Origin of the sequence: Phormidium sp. FACHB-592, assembly GCF_014695795.1 — a bacterium.
GTDB lineage: Bacteria > Cyanobacteriota > Cyanobacteriia > Leptolyngbyales > Leptolyngbyaceae > Stenomitos.
The window spans coordinates 1-15,231 of the sequence record NZ_JACJOZ010000065.1 but is presented as its reverse complement, the minus strand read 5'-3'; the positions used below and the strand labels follow the sequence as shown (position 1 = coordinate 15,231).

The 15,231-nt window shown below is 51.0% G+C and carries 15 protein-coding genes; 3 read left to right on the top strand and 12 right to left on the bottom strand.

What is annotated here, in order from left to right; translation table 11 throughout:
- Positions 1-149: 149 nt before the first annotated feature.
- The 3 genes from H6F86_RS16910 to H6F86_RS16900 all read right to left on the bottom strand — a co-directional run bounded on the left by H6F86_RS16910 (position 150) and on the right by H6F86_RS16900 (position 2,648).
- Positions 150-1,742, bottom strand: coding sequence for an Hsp70 family protein (locus H6F86_RS16910; RefSeq protein WP_190449907.1), 1,593 nt, complete (start codon positions 1,740-1,742; stop codon positions 150-152).
- Positions 1,743-1,847: 105 nt separating this feature from the next.
- On the bottom strand, positions 1,848-2,408 hold the full coding sequence (locus tag H6F86_RS16905) for a molecular chaperone GrpE (RefSeq protein WP_190449906.1): 561 nt from the start codon (positions 2,406-2,408) through the stop codon (positions 1,848-1,850).
- 18 nt (positions 2,409-2,426) lie between these two features.
- Positions 2,427-2,648, bottom strand: coding sequence for a DUF2997 domain-containing protein (locus H6F86_RS16900; RefSeq protein ID WP_190449905.1), 222 nt, complete (start codon positions 2,646-2,648; stop codon positions 2,427-2,429).
- 208 nt (positions 2,649-2,856) lie between these two features.
- Between H6F86_RS16900 and H6F86_RS16895 the strand changes: the two genes are divergently transcribed.
- Positions 2,857-4,419 (top strand): heme peroxidase family protein, encoded by a 1,563-nt coding sequence (locus H6F86_RS16895; protein WP_190449904.1) that lies wholly within the window; start codon positions 2,857-2,859, stop codon positions 4,417-4,419.
- 406 nt (positions 4,420-4,825) lie between these two features.
- Here H6F86_RS16895 and H6F86_RS16890 read toward each other — a convergent pair whose 3' ends face one another.
- From H6F86_RS16890 to H6F86_RS32870, 6 genes are all read right to left on the bottom strand, one after another.
- Positions 4,826-5,326 (bottom strand): hypothetical protein, encoded by a 501-nt coding sequence (locus H6F86_RS16890; protein ID WP_190449903.1) that lies wholly within the window; start codon positions 5,324-5,326, stop codon positions 4,826-4,828.
- Positions 5,327-5,451: 125 nt separating this feature from the next.
- On the bottom strand, positions 5,452-5,760 hold the full coding sequence (locus H6F86_RS16885) for a type II toxin-antitoxin system RelE/ParE family toxin (protein ID WP_190449902.1): 309 nt from the start codon (positions 5,758-5,760) through the stop codon (positions 5,452-5,454).
- Positions 5,757-6,026, bottom strand: a complete 270-nt coding sequence (locus H6F86_RS16880) for a type II toxin-antitoxin system ParD family antitoxin (RefSeq protein WP_190449901.1) — start codon at positions 6,024-6,026, stop codon at positions 5,757-5,759. The genes H6F86_RS16885 and H6F86_RS16880 overlap by 4 nt, the downstream gene beginning before the upstream one ends.
- 141 nt (positions 6,027-6,167) lie before the next feature.
- Positions 6,168-9,173 (bottom strand): COR domain-containing protein, encoded by a 3,006-nt coding sequence (locus H6F86_RS16875; RefSeq protein WP_190449900.1) that lies wholly within the window; start codon positions 9,171-9,173, stop codon positions 6,168-6,170.
- Positions 9,174-9,345: 172 nt separating this feature from the next.
- The gene (locus tag H6F86_RS16870) at positions 9,346-9,888 is read right to left on the bottom strand and encodes a transposase (RefSeq protein ID WP_190449899.1); all 543 of its coding nucleotides are present in this window, start codon (positions 9,886-9,888) and stop codon (positions 9,346-9,348) included.
- Positions 9,889-10,201: 313 nt separating this feature from the next.
- Complete coding sequence (locus H6F86_RS32870) at positions 10,202-10,336, bottom strand: hypothetical protein (RefSeq protein WP_277881683.1); 135 nt, start codon at positions 10,334-10,336, stop codon at positions 10,202-10,204.
- Between the two features lie 118 nt (positions 10,337-10,454).
- Between H6F86_RS32870 and H6F86_RS16865 the strand changes: the two genes are divergently transcribed.
- Together H6F86_RS16865 and H6F86_RS16860 are read left to right on the top strand one after the other, a co-directional pair.
- A complete protein-coding gene (locus H6F86_RS16865; protein ID WP_190449898.1) occupies positions 10,455-11,090 on the top strand; it encodes an NAD(P)H-dependent oxidoreductase in 636 nt (211 codons plus the stop codon).
- A complete protein-coding gene (locus tag H6F86_RS16860) occupies positions 11,083-12,975 on the top strand; it encodes a monovalent cation:proton antiporter-2 (CPA2) family protein (RefSeq protein WP_190449897.1) in 1,893 nt (630 codons plus the stop codon). The genes H6F86_RS16865 and H6F86_RS16860 overlap by 8 nt, the downstream gene beginning before the upstream one ends.
- Before the next feature lie 108 nt (positions 12,976-13,083).
- Here H6F86_RS16860 and H6F86_RS16855 read toward each other — a convergent pair whose 3' ends face one another.
- From H6F86_RS16855 to H6F86_RS16845, 3 genes are all read right to left on the bottom strand, one after another.
- Positions 13,084-14,031, bottom strand: coding sequence for an EamA family transporter (locus H6F86_RS16855; RefSeq protein ID WP_190449896.1), 948 nt, complete (start codon positions 14,029-14,031; stop codon positions 13,084-13,086).
- Between the two features lie 230 nt (positions 14,032-14,261).
- Entirely contained in the window at positions 14,262-14,924 is a 663-nt protein-coding gene (locus H6F86_RS16850; RefSeq protein ID WP_190449895.1) for a hypothetical protein, read from the bottom strand.
- 68 nt (positions 14,925-14,992) lie between these two features.
- Positions 14,993-15,175, bottom strand: coding sequence for a hypothetical protein (locus tag H6F86_RS16845; protein WP_190449894.1), 183 nt, complete (start codon positions 15,173-15,175; stop codon positions 14,993-14,995).
- Positions 15,176-15,231: the final 56 nt, after the last annotated feature.

The following is a 15,231-nucleotide window of genomic DNA, read 5'->3' as shown; positions in this document are numbered from 1 at the left end:
CGCGTCTGCTGGCTCTTTAACTCTTTAGGAGCTTACTGAGCAAGAATATACTGCTTGTAGGGGACAGGTTTTGCCAGAAGCTTTGCTCATAGCCGATCACGTTGGTGTCAAACCTGCCCCTACGGGTCTTTTGTTGGTTAGAAATCGATTTAACGCAGTTTCGCGATCGCGACCCGCTCTACCAGAACCCGATTGGTCAGCAAATCTTGCACCGTGGCGACAAGCGATCGTTGCTCATTCACTTCAAACTGTACGGTGACACGATCAACCCCAACTTGCCCCGGTGGGTTGAGCCGCGCAATGCAAACGGCTTCATGCTGGCTTTCAAGCGAACGATAGGTTTCTCGTTGTAGCAAGGGGGTGCTGGTCATTCGACCCTGGGCATCGTAAGTCATCTCTGACTGGGCGATCGTGGCAACTTCGCCAATATCTAGCCGAATTTCCGTTTGTCCATGACTGGCAACTTGTAGCGTCAACGGCTCTAACCGCTGGCAGGGGTAGCGGCTGCCCTGCTTAAAAAGAGGCACATACGTATGGGTGCCAGCAGAGGGTTCCCAAAGACGAATGGCATACGTGTGGTGTAAATAGTCGTCAAGGCGCGCTAGTTGGCTGACCGCAAGCGCCCCATGGGCGATCGCCTCAAACGGTCGATCGAACCGGACACGCTGCCGCCCAAAGTAAGACAACACAAGCTGCTGCACAGCAGGAATCAGGCAACTGCCGCCGACAAGCAAAACCTGTTCAATCTCCGCTTTGCGAATGCCATTGGCGATCGCGATCGCCAGTACTGCATCCAACGCCTGCCGTACTTGTTCTAAAAGCTGCCGCGCTTCCAGAATGGACTCGAAGCGATCGCGCTTCAGCTCCATGTCGTAAGACATAAACGTCTCTTCATCCAACCAGCTTTCTTTCGCAGACTCCACGCTGGATAAACGAATCTTGAGCCGTTCCGCCAATGACAGCAAATTTTGCCAGCCGACAGCACCGACAGCACTACGCGAAGAACCAATTTGGTGCAGATAATCCTCCACAATCCAGAGATCAATATCTTCACCACCGAGGTAAGCATCAGACTTTGCCAGGATTTCGGCACATTGCACTGGCACCGCATCCGTTGCCCTCTGCGTTGGAGTGACAATCGTTCGTACCAGGCTGAGATCAAGCGTACCGCCGCCAAAGTCAACCACTAACACCAACGCACCAGGATGCTGTACGGCATACCCTAACGCTGCTGCCGTCGCTTCATCAACTAACTGTACGTCTGGAATATCTAGCCGCTTTGCTAGATCGCGAAACCAGCCGAGATAACGCTCAAACGCACCGATCGGCACCGTAAAGATTGCCTGAGTCGGTTGAATTTGCTGCTGTTGAAGCTGTTGCCAGATAACCTGCAAAAATTTCTCTGACACGAACTCCGCGCTGTATGACTGTCCATCCAACTGACGCGCTGGCGGCTGAAAATCAGCAACCAATTCACGCTTGAACGCTTTGAATAAACGCTCTGGTTGCGACAGACCTAACCGCTGCGATCGCACCTGCTCTCCCAGTAGCAGCGTTGCTGCATCTTTGACAAACACCAGCGTCGGCACCACCGGAACGTCCTGCACATCCCCTGCTGGCGTGGTCAGCTTGAACAACCGCGAAAGACCCGGAAACCTGAGCGTTTTCGGTGCCTGTGTATCTGGCTCCCAAAGGCTGACCACCGTATTGCTAGTGCCAAAGTCGATCGCGATCGCGGTCATGGAGGAGTGGTTAGTTGTTAGTTTTTGGTTGTTAGAAGGGAATCAGATTGGGGAGCTAGAAATAGCGTTAGACAGACAAGCAACTCAAAACTCATAACTCATAACTTATACCTTTCTCTCCGCTCCTCCTGGCAACGTTCGGCTGACCTTCGCAGGGCTGAGGATGCGATCGCCCTGGGTATAGCCAACAAAGCGAACATAGACTGGCTCACCCGTAGTCATATCCTCCACATCGGGTTGGTGCAGTTGCGGATTAAACGACACTTGCTCCCAGGCAGAGCCGATCGATTCGACGTGCCAGGTTTGCAGCAGGTTTTCTAAGGGCGTAAACAGCGCGTTGAAGTTGCGGGCAGGCAAATCGGGCTTGCTCTCTGCCATCTTGCGGGCGCTGGGGTAATGGGTCAGTAGGGGTTGCAGTTGAGCAAAGGTATTGTCCTGGAAGTCTACATTAAGCTGCGTTTTTTGGTGCTGAAGTTCGGCGCGTAACCGTTGGCACTGTTGTTGCAGCGCAACGATTTCGGCATTGGCGATCGAGTTCACATCAGATGTTGCGGTCGGCGGTGTTGCTAACGTTTTCGTGCCCGCGCCAACCAGACTCAGCGTAAAGCAAATGGTGACGAGGGTCAGCACAACGCCAAACCAAAACAGCTCGGGATCATTAGTCATTGACTTGGCTCACTTGCTCTAATGTTGCTCATGCTGCTGTAGTGACTGGGTAAGGTCTACAGCTAAGGTTTCCTCGCTCTCGTTATAGCTCGGCAGTAGCTCACGCGACTCGACCGTACCCAGCGCTTGCTCGATCGCTGCTGTTGCCTCCATACAACTGGTTCCCGATGCATTCAATACTGTTTCGACAATTTTGCCGTCTTTGCCAATGCGGTACTCGATTTTCTGATACTCAGTCATGCTTCCTTGACTCCCTTTGCCGTTGTTTTTTACCTTCTCACCCCTTCCATTGTGATTAAGCGCTCGTGTGATGGCAACTGTGACCATGCAGCGCTAAAACAGAAAACTAATTACACAAAGAAAAATAACCCGAACGGGTACCATCAATACTTTGCCTCATCACTTAGGCTGTCTCCTAGTTAGGTGAAAACTTTTTAAGAGGAAGCTTATGCCATCACCACAACACGGCTTTAGTGTTCGCAACGGAGACAACACACCTCAGGGCGCTTTTGCCAAGACGGGCAAATTCGGCAGAATGTTTCCGGAGCTGCCAGCGTTTACACCACCGATCGACAGCCTGGTAGTACTGGGCAATGCCATGATCGACGATCGCACTGACCCATCCGAGCCACTGAGAGACCATCCCGATGGCGATAATCGCAATGTGCCTGCTGGCTTTACATACTTGGGGCAGTTTGTTGATCATGACCTGACCTTTGACCCCACATCGTTGAAAGAGAAGCAAGTCGATCCTCAAGCCGTTGTCAACTTCCGCACACCTGCACTCGATCTGGATAGCGTGTATGGCTCTGGTCCTGATGATCAGCCATACCTGTTTCAGCTTAAGGACAAAGAGAAGTTCCTCATTGGCAAGAACGAGGAGAGCAGCGATGCCAACGGCGTAATCGTCGTTAAGGGTGATCACGATCTGCCTCGTGCCCCCAGCACAGTCGCGTTATTGGGTGATCCTCGCAATGACGAGAACTTGCTGGTGGCGCAAACTCACCTGGCGATCCTGAAGTTCCACAACAAGATTGTTGATGGACTTAGAGACGGCTCGATTCCACGCAAAGCTGAGATCAGCAAGACGGTCTTTGAAGAAGCCAGACAGCTAGTGGTGTGGCACTATCAATGGATTGTGGTGTTTGACTTCCTCGATCGCATTCTTGACTCCAATCAGGTCAACAAAGTGCTGAGTGAGGGTCGCAAGTTTTATAAGTTCAACACCTTTCCGTTTATCCCAGTAGAGTTCTCGGTGGCAGCGTACCGCTTGGGTCACAGCATGATCCGCAGTTCCTACGACTACAACCGCGTCTTTACCTTCAAGGATATTGCTCCCGATAGCTTCACCCCAGCAACACTGGGTCTGCTGTTTAACTTTACGGGCAAATCTAGACGCATGCCGCCTGATGGTCCAGGGCTAGAAGCGCTCTTGCCCACTAACTGGATTATTGATTGGAGACGCTTCTTTGAGATTGACCCAGCCGTGCCAGTGAACCACTCTCGCAAGCTTGATCCCTTCCTTGTCAATCCGCTGAAGGACATCCCCAATATCCCGGATGTACCGAATATGCAGAAACCGACATCGCTGGCGGTGCGAAATCTGCTGCGGGGACGCAGTATGGGGCTACCCTCTGGTCAAAGTGTGGCACGCTTTATGAAGCTCAAACCCTTGAGTTCAAGCGAGATTGCGTCAGGTTCTGATGGTGCTGTTGCAAAGCAGTTTTGCTTTGATAAGGAAACACCGCTCTGGTACTACATCCTTAAAGAAGCGCACGTGCAGCAAAAGGGCTTACGCCTGGGTGAAGTGGGTAGCCGCATTGTGGCAGAGGTCTTCTTGGGTCTCTTGGAGGGCGATAGCGATTCCTTCTTTGTGCGGAATCGCAACTGGAAACCTACATTGCCTGCTAAAGTGCCAGGGACGTTTACCTTCGCAGACCTGATCTGTTTTACGAAGGACATTAGCCCGATCGACGGTCTCGAAGCCCCGGTTCCTCCTCCCGCAGGCTAACGTCACGATCGCCCTAGCGCTGGCGTTCTCCAATGACCGCGAAGCGGGCTAGAGTTACCTTTAGTCCGTTTTGCGCTTTTAGATGCAGTAGAGCGATCGTCTGAGGCGCAGCCGTAACGCATTAATCGATGAGCCGAGCTATCTCTGGAATGAGTCGGGCTATCTCTGGGATAAGTCGAGCTATCTTTAAGACAAGACGAGCTATCTCTGCGATGAGTCAAGCTACCTCTGAGCTGAGTCGAGCTACCTCTGAGCTGAATCGAGCTAGCTTCAGAGTAGCTTGAGCAATGTCTGAACCAGGTTGAGTGAGTTTTAAGCTAAGTCGGGCGATCGTTGCTATGAGTCGAGCTATATATTCGATCAGTCAGACTATCTTTGATCTGGGTTGAGCTTGTTTTAAGCTCGGTTAGCTTATGGGTGAGATAGCTTGAGCTGTGCTTGGCTCAGGTTTAGCGCGTCTGTTGCCCATTGCTTTGAATCTTTCACCAAGTTGATCAGCAACACTCTTTAAGCCGGGTGCGTGTTTGGCAGCAGTTTTCACATAGTCATACACCAGCAGACTGCTTGCCATTGATTCGCTGCCGACTGCCATCAGGGTGTCGTCTACCTTTTCAGATAATTGCTCTAGCAGGTTGAGCACTTCCGTGAGCGCGATCGTCAACTGATAATCGCGACTAAATTCGGCAACGTTAAAGCTGGCAGGCACAACGTCAGCGTTGTTTTGGGTCACGTTCAAACTATTGCTGACGAAGGCTAAACTCTTGTCGCCCATTTTGACCCGCTTGCGGCGTTCGTCGGGTGTCAGGCTAATCAAGAACGGCATATTGGCATCGAGTAAAGCGATCGCAGCTTTGATTTCATGCAATTTCTCTGGTGAAATCGACGCGCTAATATTTTCGTAAGGCATGAGAAGATCTCCAAGTAGTAAATGCGGCGGGACGAATGGTATTTGCAGCACCGATCGCCCACTCAACCTGTCCCCTTAGAATTCCCGCCAACGAAAATTTAGAACAGGGCTACGTCAATGTGCATTTACTCATTGGAGTCTGCGAACAGATCGGTCAGATTACGATAGCCGCTGACGACTCGAAGAATGTCTACCCCTGCTTGAGAGACGATGTAGAAAATTAGGTAGTTATCTATCGACAAACTCCGCAACCCTGGTAAGATTTCGTCGCGCTGTCGCCCAAGATTAGGAAACTGAGTAATTTTAGAGAATTTGGCATTGAGTTTGGCAAGAAAGCGATCGCCCTGCTCTAACCCAGACTGATTGGCAATATAATCTGCGATTTCCTCAATATCCTGAATTGCAGGCTGAGTCAGACGAAACTGCGGAGTCATGATTCAGAAGAAGCGTGGCGCGAGTGTAGGTTAGTGCGGATTTGCTGCATCGCCGTTGCACCATCAACTACTTCACCCCGTTGAGCCGCTTCCCAACCAAGCAACGCATCTTGTTGCAGGTCTTGCAGTCGCCCTTGATAAGGATCTTCCTGTTGCTCAAGCAGTTGCACACCTGCCAGAATGACATCGATCGCAGTTTGATATTTACCACTGTCGATCTGGCGCTGTACTAACTGCTCTAGTTCGGGTGACAGAGTGATTTGCATAGGGCATTCCAGACAATAGCGATGTACTCAATTGTAGACAATGGCTCGATCGGGAGGGTGCAGCGATCGCCAACAGTAGTTGAGACACGCAATCGCTGAGCCGTATGAAATAGAGTGAAATACCTCGACTAACCTTGCAAACTACCCTCTGCCAAAAAGTCTTAAGACTTGTTTAAAGAAGCCGCCTAAGACGGGTAACTGCTCAAGCACCAGGGTAACCAGTTCTCCAAACGTTTTCTCGGAGAGGCGATCGTCTGAGCGAAGTTGAAAGACACCAATCAAGACAAATGCCAGCAGTGTAGCGATCAGAATAACAATCAGCGTGGGCAGCGGTAAATCTCTTGAAAAGAAAGCAATCACACAAAAGACCACTTCAAAAACCAACACGTAGAACATGCCGTTGCGAAAGGCTGAGGGGAGAGTGACCTTTGGCTCTGAGGGAGAAGGTTCTTGTGGCTGTGGTGGCTCATTCACGGTTATATCTCCTTGCGTGATTTCACTCTGATGTGGTTGATAGATAAGTGTGCCGATCGTAGAGCCAGCGAAGGCTCCATCTCCACTTTGGCGCTGTTCGTCTTTTCGTTGCTCTTCCCTAACAGCTGCCTCAAAGTCTAGAGCATCGTCGATTAGTCTGCGAACATCAACCAGTTCGTAAGGTTTTTTCTGACATTGAATAGGGTTTCTGTCTTGCAAAAACTGCAAGAGCCTTTCCATTGGGTAGGCGTGAGGCTCTTGGCTGCCCTTGCAGATGGTGCAGTTGCAGGGAACGAGCTTGTCGTACTTGAGCCGTTTATAAGAGGCGTGGATTTTGTCGAATTCGTGGTCAATGACGGAGAGCCAGCCCTTTTTGTCGTTTCCAGAAACGCGAACGGTGATTTCGCCGCGATGGTAATACTCAATGACTTCGGCTCTGGCTCTGTTGTTACTCAACACAACACCCGTTTTCCAGACTAGAGTTTGTTGCTCGATTGATTGGTGCATCTCCACAATGAGGCGAGTGAGGATGCCTTTGGGCATGAAGTCGTACTTGTACCGCAGGATCAGGTTATCGCAGGTGTCCCAATTATAAGAGGGCTGCTCAATGTCGAGTAGTTGTGGCGAAATGTAGTGGTGGGGCTGGTCGCGAATTTCGTAGCAGAGCTTGAAGCGCATCATGAGGTGCAAGAGTTCACCACACATGTCAGCATACTTAGCATCGCTCCAAATCTCAGTCAGGTCGTCGCGGGTAAACCTGCCGTAATTAGCTTTAACCTTTTTGGTGTCGAGCACCTTATAGACAGCGGTGGTGCCCCATTCGGGTTTGAGGATGATGGTTTTCTTCAGCAGGTCATCCTCTTGAAAGTGGAGACAGACACCTAAATCATGCAGGTAGTGACTGAGTTGCAGCATATTGGGTCGATCAGTATAGCCATTTTGTTGGCAGAGCTGAAAGTAGTCTTCGATACTGATGTAGTTATTGGTTTGAGCAGCGGCTTCTAGGGCAGCACGAACCTCTTTCCATTTCTTGGGTAAGGGAGTGCCGATGTGGGGCAATTGTGAGAGATAGCGTTGAACAGCATCCTTAATTTCTGGCAAGCCTCGGTTGGTTTGCAGATTAGTCGCCAGTGTTTTTTCCAGGTTGGTAAACTCTCCCCGCAGTTGGCGCTCGTTGATGGGGCATTGGCGGTCTTGCTTCTCATTTTTGATAATGATGACGGGGCTGTTGTCGCTGAGTAGCTCCACCACATTGAGCCAGTAATAAAAATCGGTGTTTTCTTGGCGGTCGTCGGCGACTAGAGCATAAAGAGAACGTTTGGTAAGGAAAAACTGATGGGTGGCATGGTAGATCTCTTGACCGCCAAAATCCCAAATGTTGACGCGAAACTCCTGCCCGTTAGGAAGTGGAAAACTCCAACGAATGACCTCAATGCCCTCCGTAGACTTTTCCTTTGAGTCGAGGTCATAGTCTTTATCCTCAAGCTTCTTTGCCAGAGAGGTTTTTCCGGCTCCGCCTTCCCCCACAATTAAGAGCTTCGCCTCATACAGCGGCTCTGTCTCAGCCAGGTCTTGCACCTGAAAGTAGAAATTGAGAATTGCCTTCAGATCGCCTGGGTCTTTGTAGGGTTCCTTTGATCCTAAAATTTCAGGCGGAATGGGCACCGGATTACCCCGTAAATCCAGCGTTTTGAGGGATACCATCTGCCTAATGAACTCTGGCAGCGTGCTCAACCCATTGCTGCTGAGGTTGAGGGTTTGCAGGTTGGTCAGTTGCCCAAGGGACTCTGGCAGCGTGCTCAACCCATTGCTGCTGAGGTTAAGGGTTTGCAGGTTGGTCAGTTGCCCAAGGGACTCAGGTAGCGTGCTTAGCTTATTGCTGCTGAGGTCAAGGGTTTGCAGGTTCGTTAACTGCCCGATGACCACTGGCAGCCTGCTTAACTTATTGTTGCCAAGGTAGAGGGATTGCAGGTTCGTTAACTGCCCGATGCTCTCTGGCAGTGTGATCAGCCCATTGTCGTAGAGGTAGAGAGTTTGCAGGTTCGTTAACTGCCCGATGACCACTGGCAGCCTGCTTAGCTGATTGCCGCTGAGATGGAGGAATTGCAGGTTTGTTAACTGCCCAATGACCGCTGGCAGTGTGCTTAGTAAATTGTCAAAGAGGTAGAGGGTTTGCAGGTTCGTCAACTGCCCAAGGAACTCTGGCAGCCTGCTTAGCTGATTGCTGCCAAGGTTAAGGGTATGCAGGTTCGTCAACTGCCCAAGGAACTCTGGCAGTGTGCTCAGCCCATTATTGTAGAGGTAGAGGGTTTGCAAGTTCGTCAACTGCCCAAGGAACTCTGGCAGTGTGATCAGCTCATTACCGCTAAGATGAAGGGTTCGCAGGTTCGTCAACTGCTTGATGACCGCTGGCAGCGTGCGTAGCTGGTTGCCGCTAAGATGAAGGGTTTGCAGGTTGGTCAACTGCCCGATGACTGCTGACAGTGTGCGTAGCTGATTGCCCTTCCACACTCTCTCTTCCTCATCCCATTTGCCCAGGATGAGGGTTCTGAGCCGGGTCAACCTGCCAATTTCGGGCGGTAGTTCTTCTAAATCGTTGCCAGCCAGGTCGAGTGTTTCCCACCCTTCCTGCTGGGCGCGATCGATCAGTTGCAGCAGTTCGTCGCGGGTCATGGATTTTATAGAGCCGAAAGATATTGACCCTTACTGTAACAGCGGTCAGCGCGATCGCCCATCCTCATGCCATTCTTCAGTAGCCGTAGGTTGGGTTGAGGCAACGAAACCCAACACCTGTTAACTGGGATGACAACCATTCGCTGCCAGTTGAGCGAACGAAACTCAAGCATTATTCTCTAGCAATCCAACCAGGAAAGCTGATACTCTCGTTGGCACCCCAACCCTCTGCATAAACGCCCTCTCGGACAAATCGATGGAAGCTGGAATATGCCCAATCTTTTGGTGCTTCAACCAAACCATGTTTCACGGGGTTGTAGTGAATATAATCGACATGTCGAATCAAATCCGATTCATCTTGAATCTGATGCTCCCAAAAGCGTCGCTGCCAAATAGCTTGCTCCCCTTTACTGTGACGAGATTTTGAGCATTGTCGTTTGTATTGAGCAGGGCAATGGCGGCTGAATTCGCTTTTGATCAACCTCCAGCGAGTAGAAAAGTTTGCATCCTCTTCGGGTAATGTCCAGAGGCAGTGCAGATGGTCAGGAAGGATGACAATGGCATCAATGGTGAAAGGATGTTTGGCTTTGACGGTGCGAAAAGCGGTACGCAGTAAAGCGATCGTTTGAGCCTCACAAAAGATATGTTGACGTTGATGGGTAACAACTGTGAAGAAGTAGGTAGCACCGGGAGTTTTGGTGCGACGGTAGTGCATGAATTGCTCTGTAACGGATGGGTTTAGGATGGGCTACAGAAGCTTGGATGTAACAGGGGCGTGTGTTGGGTTTCGTTCCTCAACCCAACCTACGTGGGGGCGATCGTGCTGAAGCACTGCATTCTATAGCCGAGCAAGCCTGCAACCTGGTTGAGTTATCTCTGAGGTAGGACGAGCAAGTTCTGAGATTGGTTGAGTGGTTAAATTACCTGGATGAGCTAGAGCAAAGCTCAGTCGAGTGAGCAAAACGATGGCTCAAGCAAGGATTGAACCGGGTTGAGTCGTCTTTGCGTTAGGTCGAGCAGTCTTTGCGTTAGGTCAAGCAGTCTTTGAGATAGGTCAAGCAGTCTTTGAGATAGGTCGAGCAGTCTTTGAGATAGGTCGAGCGATCGCTGAACTGGCTCCAGTTAACGCACCAGTAGGTCAGCCGATGCGATCGCTGGGTCAAGTGCGATCGTTGCTTACGTAGGGCGTGACAGGTTGGGCTTCGCTACTGCTATGCTCTCACCGCTGAAATGCTATCCTTTGCACAGCATTCCTCACCTGCACCTCGCAGAGCAAAACTCATGGATACTCCTAACCAGATCTTGATTTTGTTTGCTCATCCAGCGCTCGAAAAATCGCGGATCAATCGGCAGTTGATTCGAGCCGTACAGGGTTTGGAATCCGTCACCATTCGTGATCTCTACGAGGTTTATCCCAACTTTCATATCGATGTCAAAGCAGAACAAGACCTGCTGCTGACACATGATGTGATTGTGTTTCAGCATCCGTTTTATTGGTATAGCAGCCCCGCGATCCTAAAGGAGTGGCAAGATCTAGTGCTGGAACATGGCTTTGCCTATGGGCATGGCGGCACGGCTTTACGCGGTAAAAAATTCCTCACTGCCATCACAACGGGTGGGGACAAAGAAGCTTACTGCCAGAAGGGGTATAACCGTTTTACCATTCGTGAACTGCTGGTGCCCTTTGAGCAAACAGCCGGTCTATGCGGTATGGAGTATCTACCACCGTTTGTTGTGCAGGGAACGCATCGCCTGCAAGAACGCCATCAAATCGACCAGCACGCCGCAGACTACCGCGCAGTTATTACGGCACTGCGTGACGACACAATCAATTGGGAACAGCTACGGCAACGAAAGCATTTGAACCCGAAACTCGATTGGCTGCTGAAACAACCAGAGGTGACACACTATGCATGACGAAGGTTTCCTCTTTCAAGTCTTTATCTACCTGGTAGCGGCTGTCGCATCGGTGCCGATCGCCAAACGGCTAGGACTTGGTTCTGTGCTGGGCTATCTGATTGCAGGCGTGATCATTGGTCCGTTTGTGCTGAAGTTTGTCGGCGGCGAGGACGAAGATGTCATGCATTTCGCTGAATTTGGCGTGGTCATGATGCTGTTTTTGGTGGGGTTAGAACTGCAACCCTCGCTGCTGTGGCGGCTACGGCTCCCAATTTTGGGTTTGGGCGGCTTGCAGGTGCTAGTCACGTCGCTGGTGCTGGCTGCGATCGGTTTTGTGGCAGGGCTTCCCTGGCAAACAGCACTAGCAGTGGGCTTGATTCTGGCGCAATCGTCTACAGCGATCGTCTTGCAAACTCTGAATGAAAAAGGGCTCACGAAAACCCAAGCCGGGCAGTCTGCCTTCTCAGTGCTGCTGTTTCAGGATATTGCGGTTATTCCCATCCTGGCGCTCTTGCCGCTACTGGCAGCACCCGCAATCACGGCTATAGGTGCGGTCGCCGATCGGGTGCTTTTAGTTGCAGCAGAGCAGTCAGGCGGAGCGAGTGCAGGGTTACCCGCGTGGCAACAAGCGCTGCTAGTCATTGGCACAGTCAGCGGCATTATCCTGGGCGGACGGTTTCTCACACGCCCGCTTTTTCGCTTTATTGCCACCACACAGCAGCGCGAAATTTTTACCGCCACAGCATTGCTCTTGGTGGTTGGCATTGCGCTGGCGATGCAGCAGGTAGGGCTGTCTCCTGCATTGGGAACCTTTGTGGCAGGGGTTGTGCTGGCTGAGAATGAGTATCGCCATGAATTAGAAAGTGATATTGAGCCGTTTAAAGGCTTGTTGTTGGGGCTGTTTTTTATCTCCGTTGGAGCCAGCATCGACTTTAATCTCTTGATGCAGCAACCGCTGTTGATTCTGTGCCTGGTGCTGGTGCTGGCGATCGTCAAATTTGCAGTGTTGTTTGGGCTAGGGCGCGTCTTTCGGCTAGAAATGAGCCAAAGTCTGCTGTTTGGTTGTGCGCTGGCGCAAGGCGGCGAGTTTGGCTTTGTGCTGTTTTCCTTCGCAACTCAAAACAAAGTCCTTACCGAAGACGTAACTGGACCGTTAGTGGTCGTTGTCGCGCTTTCGATGGCGCTCACCCCGTTGATCATGATCATCAACGATCGGTTGATTCAACCACGCTTCGTTGCTGCCGAAATCGAAGCAGAAGCGGATGAAATTGATGATGGCGAAACCCCTGTAATCATTGCTGGCTTTGGGCGCTTTGGGCAGATTGTGGGTCGGTTGCTCATTGCCAATGGGTTTGAAGCCACCGTTCTCGATCACAGCCCGACCCAAATTGAACTGCTGCGACGGTTTGGCTTCAAGGTCTTTTATGGCGATGCCTCCCGGCTTGATTTACTTCATGCAGCAGGCGCTCGGCATGCACGGCTTTTTGTAGTTGCCATTGACGATCGCGACCGATCGCTCCATGTGGTAGATCTGGTGCGAAAGCATTTTCCTCATCTCAAAATTCTGGCACGCGCGATCGATCGTCGTCATGCCTATGAGTTCATTCGGCGCGGTGTCGAAGTCGTACAGCGCGAAACCTTTGACTCTGCCCTTGAAATGGGAGAAGCAGCCCTCAGACTCCTCGGTACTCGTGCCTACAAGGCACACCGTTCTGCCCGCATCTTTAAAACGCATGATGAGCAAGCCCTGTGGGAAATGGCAACGCTGGAAGACGATACCCGGTTTGCCCGGGGGCAACAACTCCGGCAAGACCTTGAACGAGTGCTACGAGCAGACGATCGAGGCATGACCCACGATCTGGATGGAGCCTGGGATACGACTGCTTTGCAAAAGGAAGTTTGAAGAAAGGTGGAAGGCAAAGGGCAGAAGGCAGAAGGTAAAAGGCAAAGGGCAAAAGAGAGTGTGGGGGGATGGAGTAAAACTTTTAGCCTTTATCCTTTCCCTCTCCCCTCATCCCTTCTCCAACCCTCTTTCTCGACCTAACAGCGCGACGCTTAAAGTAACGATCGCCACTCCTGTTATTTGCAAGCCATTCAGCGTTTCCTGGATCATCAACCAGGCAAGCACGACCGTCAGCGCGGGATTGCTAGCACCAATGATGGAGGCAGAGGTGGCACCAATCATGCGAATGCCAATATTGTTGAGCAAGTGCCCTGCAAAGGTGACGATCGCAGACAGTAGACCACCAATCCAGAGCGGTAGCCAGGGCAACGCTGTGCCATGTTCCTGCCAAAACAACAGGCTGACTCCTGACAAAACCAGCGTGATCAAAAAACTGAGCCAGGTGAAGGGTACAGGATGGAACGTTTCAAAGCTCTTTTGGGCAACCACTGTATAAAGGGCGTAAGTAATGCCCGATGCAACCCCCGTCAGAATGCCAATTAACGTTGTCTGCTCAACCGCAGCGCTCGTGTGCGGCAAGGTGAGGATGCTGCCCAACAGCACCAGTCCCATCACGCTCCAACGAAAAGGAGTCGGGCGATCGCCAAACAAACGCCACGAAAAAAGCGCTGTAAAGACGGGATATGCAAAGAACAGCGTAATCGCAATGCCTACCGGAATCAGCCCCATTGACACGTAGAGCAGCGCCAGGTAGAGAAACATCAGCACGCCACCGGCGATCGCCCGTTGCAAAGTGGGGCGTTGCTCCGAGTGGCGTAACTGCCCAATCTCTTTCCAGGTCGGTGGATACAACCTGACAGCCAGAGCTGCCATCAACGGCACTGCCAGCAGCATCCGCATAAACATCAGCAGAAACGAATTGGGCAACGTCGGCGCAACAAAGCCACCCGTAGGGAACACACCCAAAACAGTTTGTTCGTTAAAGAGCACCCTGACAATGACGTTTTGAATGCAAAAAAAGGCTGACGACAGTAGAACGATTAAAAAACCCAGCACTGGCAAAAGTTATGAAGAACAGCCCAAACTGACTCAAACCCATTGCACACAATGGTTCAGAGGGTTCCTCTAGACGGTGATGGAAACCCTCGTTGAGCCTGCTTAAGGCTAACGTATCGCTTGCGTTGCCTGCTGCGTAGTGAGGATTAAAAAGCCTCTCTCAGACCTCAAACGCCGCATGATTACAAACCAGGCAATCGACATCACGCCACCAATGAAAGCAACGGTTCTCAAGCATTACCAAACCGAAATGCCAACAGTGAAGGACGTAAACACAAATAGGCGAGCGGTCCCAATAGGGGCACCCACACTGCTAGATGAAAGAGTTGAGAATTGGGTGTCAGCCCACGTCGCGCCATATCATCCTGTAACAGGGTTGGGTAGGGAAACAATACACAGAACAGACAGAAAGCAAGACTCATGCCATGCACAAACCGATTCGTTAAAAACTCCTGGGCAAAACTAGCCCAATCGCCCCACACAATGGCATAAAGCATCAGAATCAGTGTGCTGATGCTTAGAACGATCCCAGTCGTCTGCGAATCTAATACAGCAAGCCACGGATCTTTTTCGCCCGAAAAGGATTGATTAGGCTGACGCAATGCTAGGTATGGAATGAGAGCAAATACACCAGTAGCGATCGAAGCAAGCATAAACATCCACGCAGGTAAAGACTGCATTCTCCCGTCTGCGAAAATGAGACAGCTATAGATTAAGAGCCAAATACCCACCAGGCTAAACAGCGACAGGATGACGGGATTAATCGAAGGAAGTTTTCCTGCTAGTAGCGATTGAAGGGGCTGAAGCGTATCAGCCTGCAAGGGCGGTGCCAAAAAGAGCAAGTAAAGGATAAAACCCAGCCAAATTAACCAGAGCGTCAGCGAGCGAACCATGATGTGTGTGCCTCATTGCCTTACGCTTGATTGTTAAGGATGAAGATTTGCCAAACATACCCCTAAAGTTAGATCGGTAGGGCTTTAGAAGGCGATCGACGTCTTTTGGCATAAGCGCCAGAAGTACTTCGCTTAAGGACGCAGAGAATGAGTAAGGCAGGCATTGCACCTACCTTAAGAAACTGTTTGTAAATGTATGTGAAGTAGAAGACAACTACGGTCACAAAGGCGCGATACCAGAAGAGTGACATCTACATGGCTTGAGGATATGAGTCAGCCTTACTACGACAGTGACCTGACCGATGAG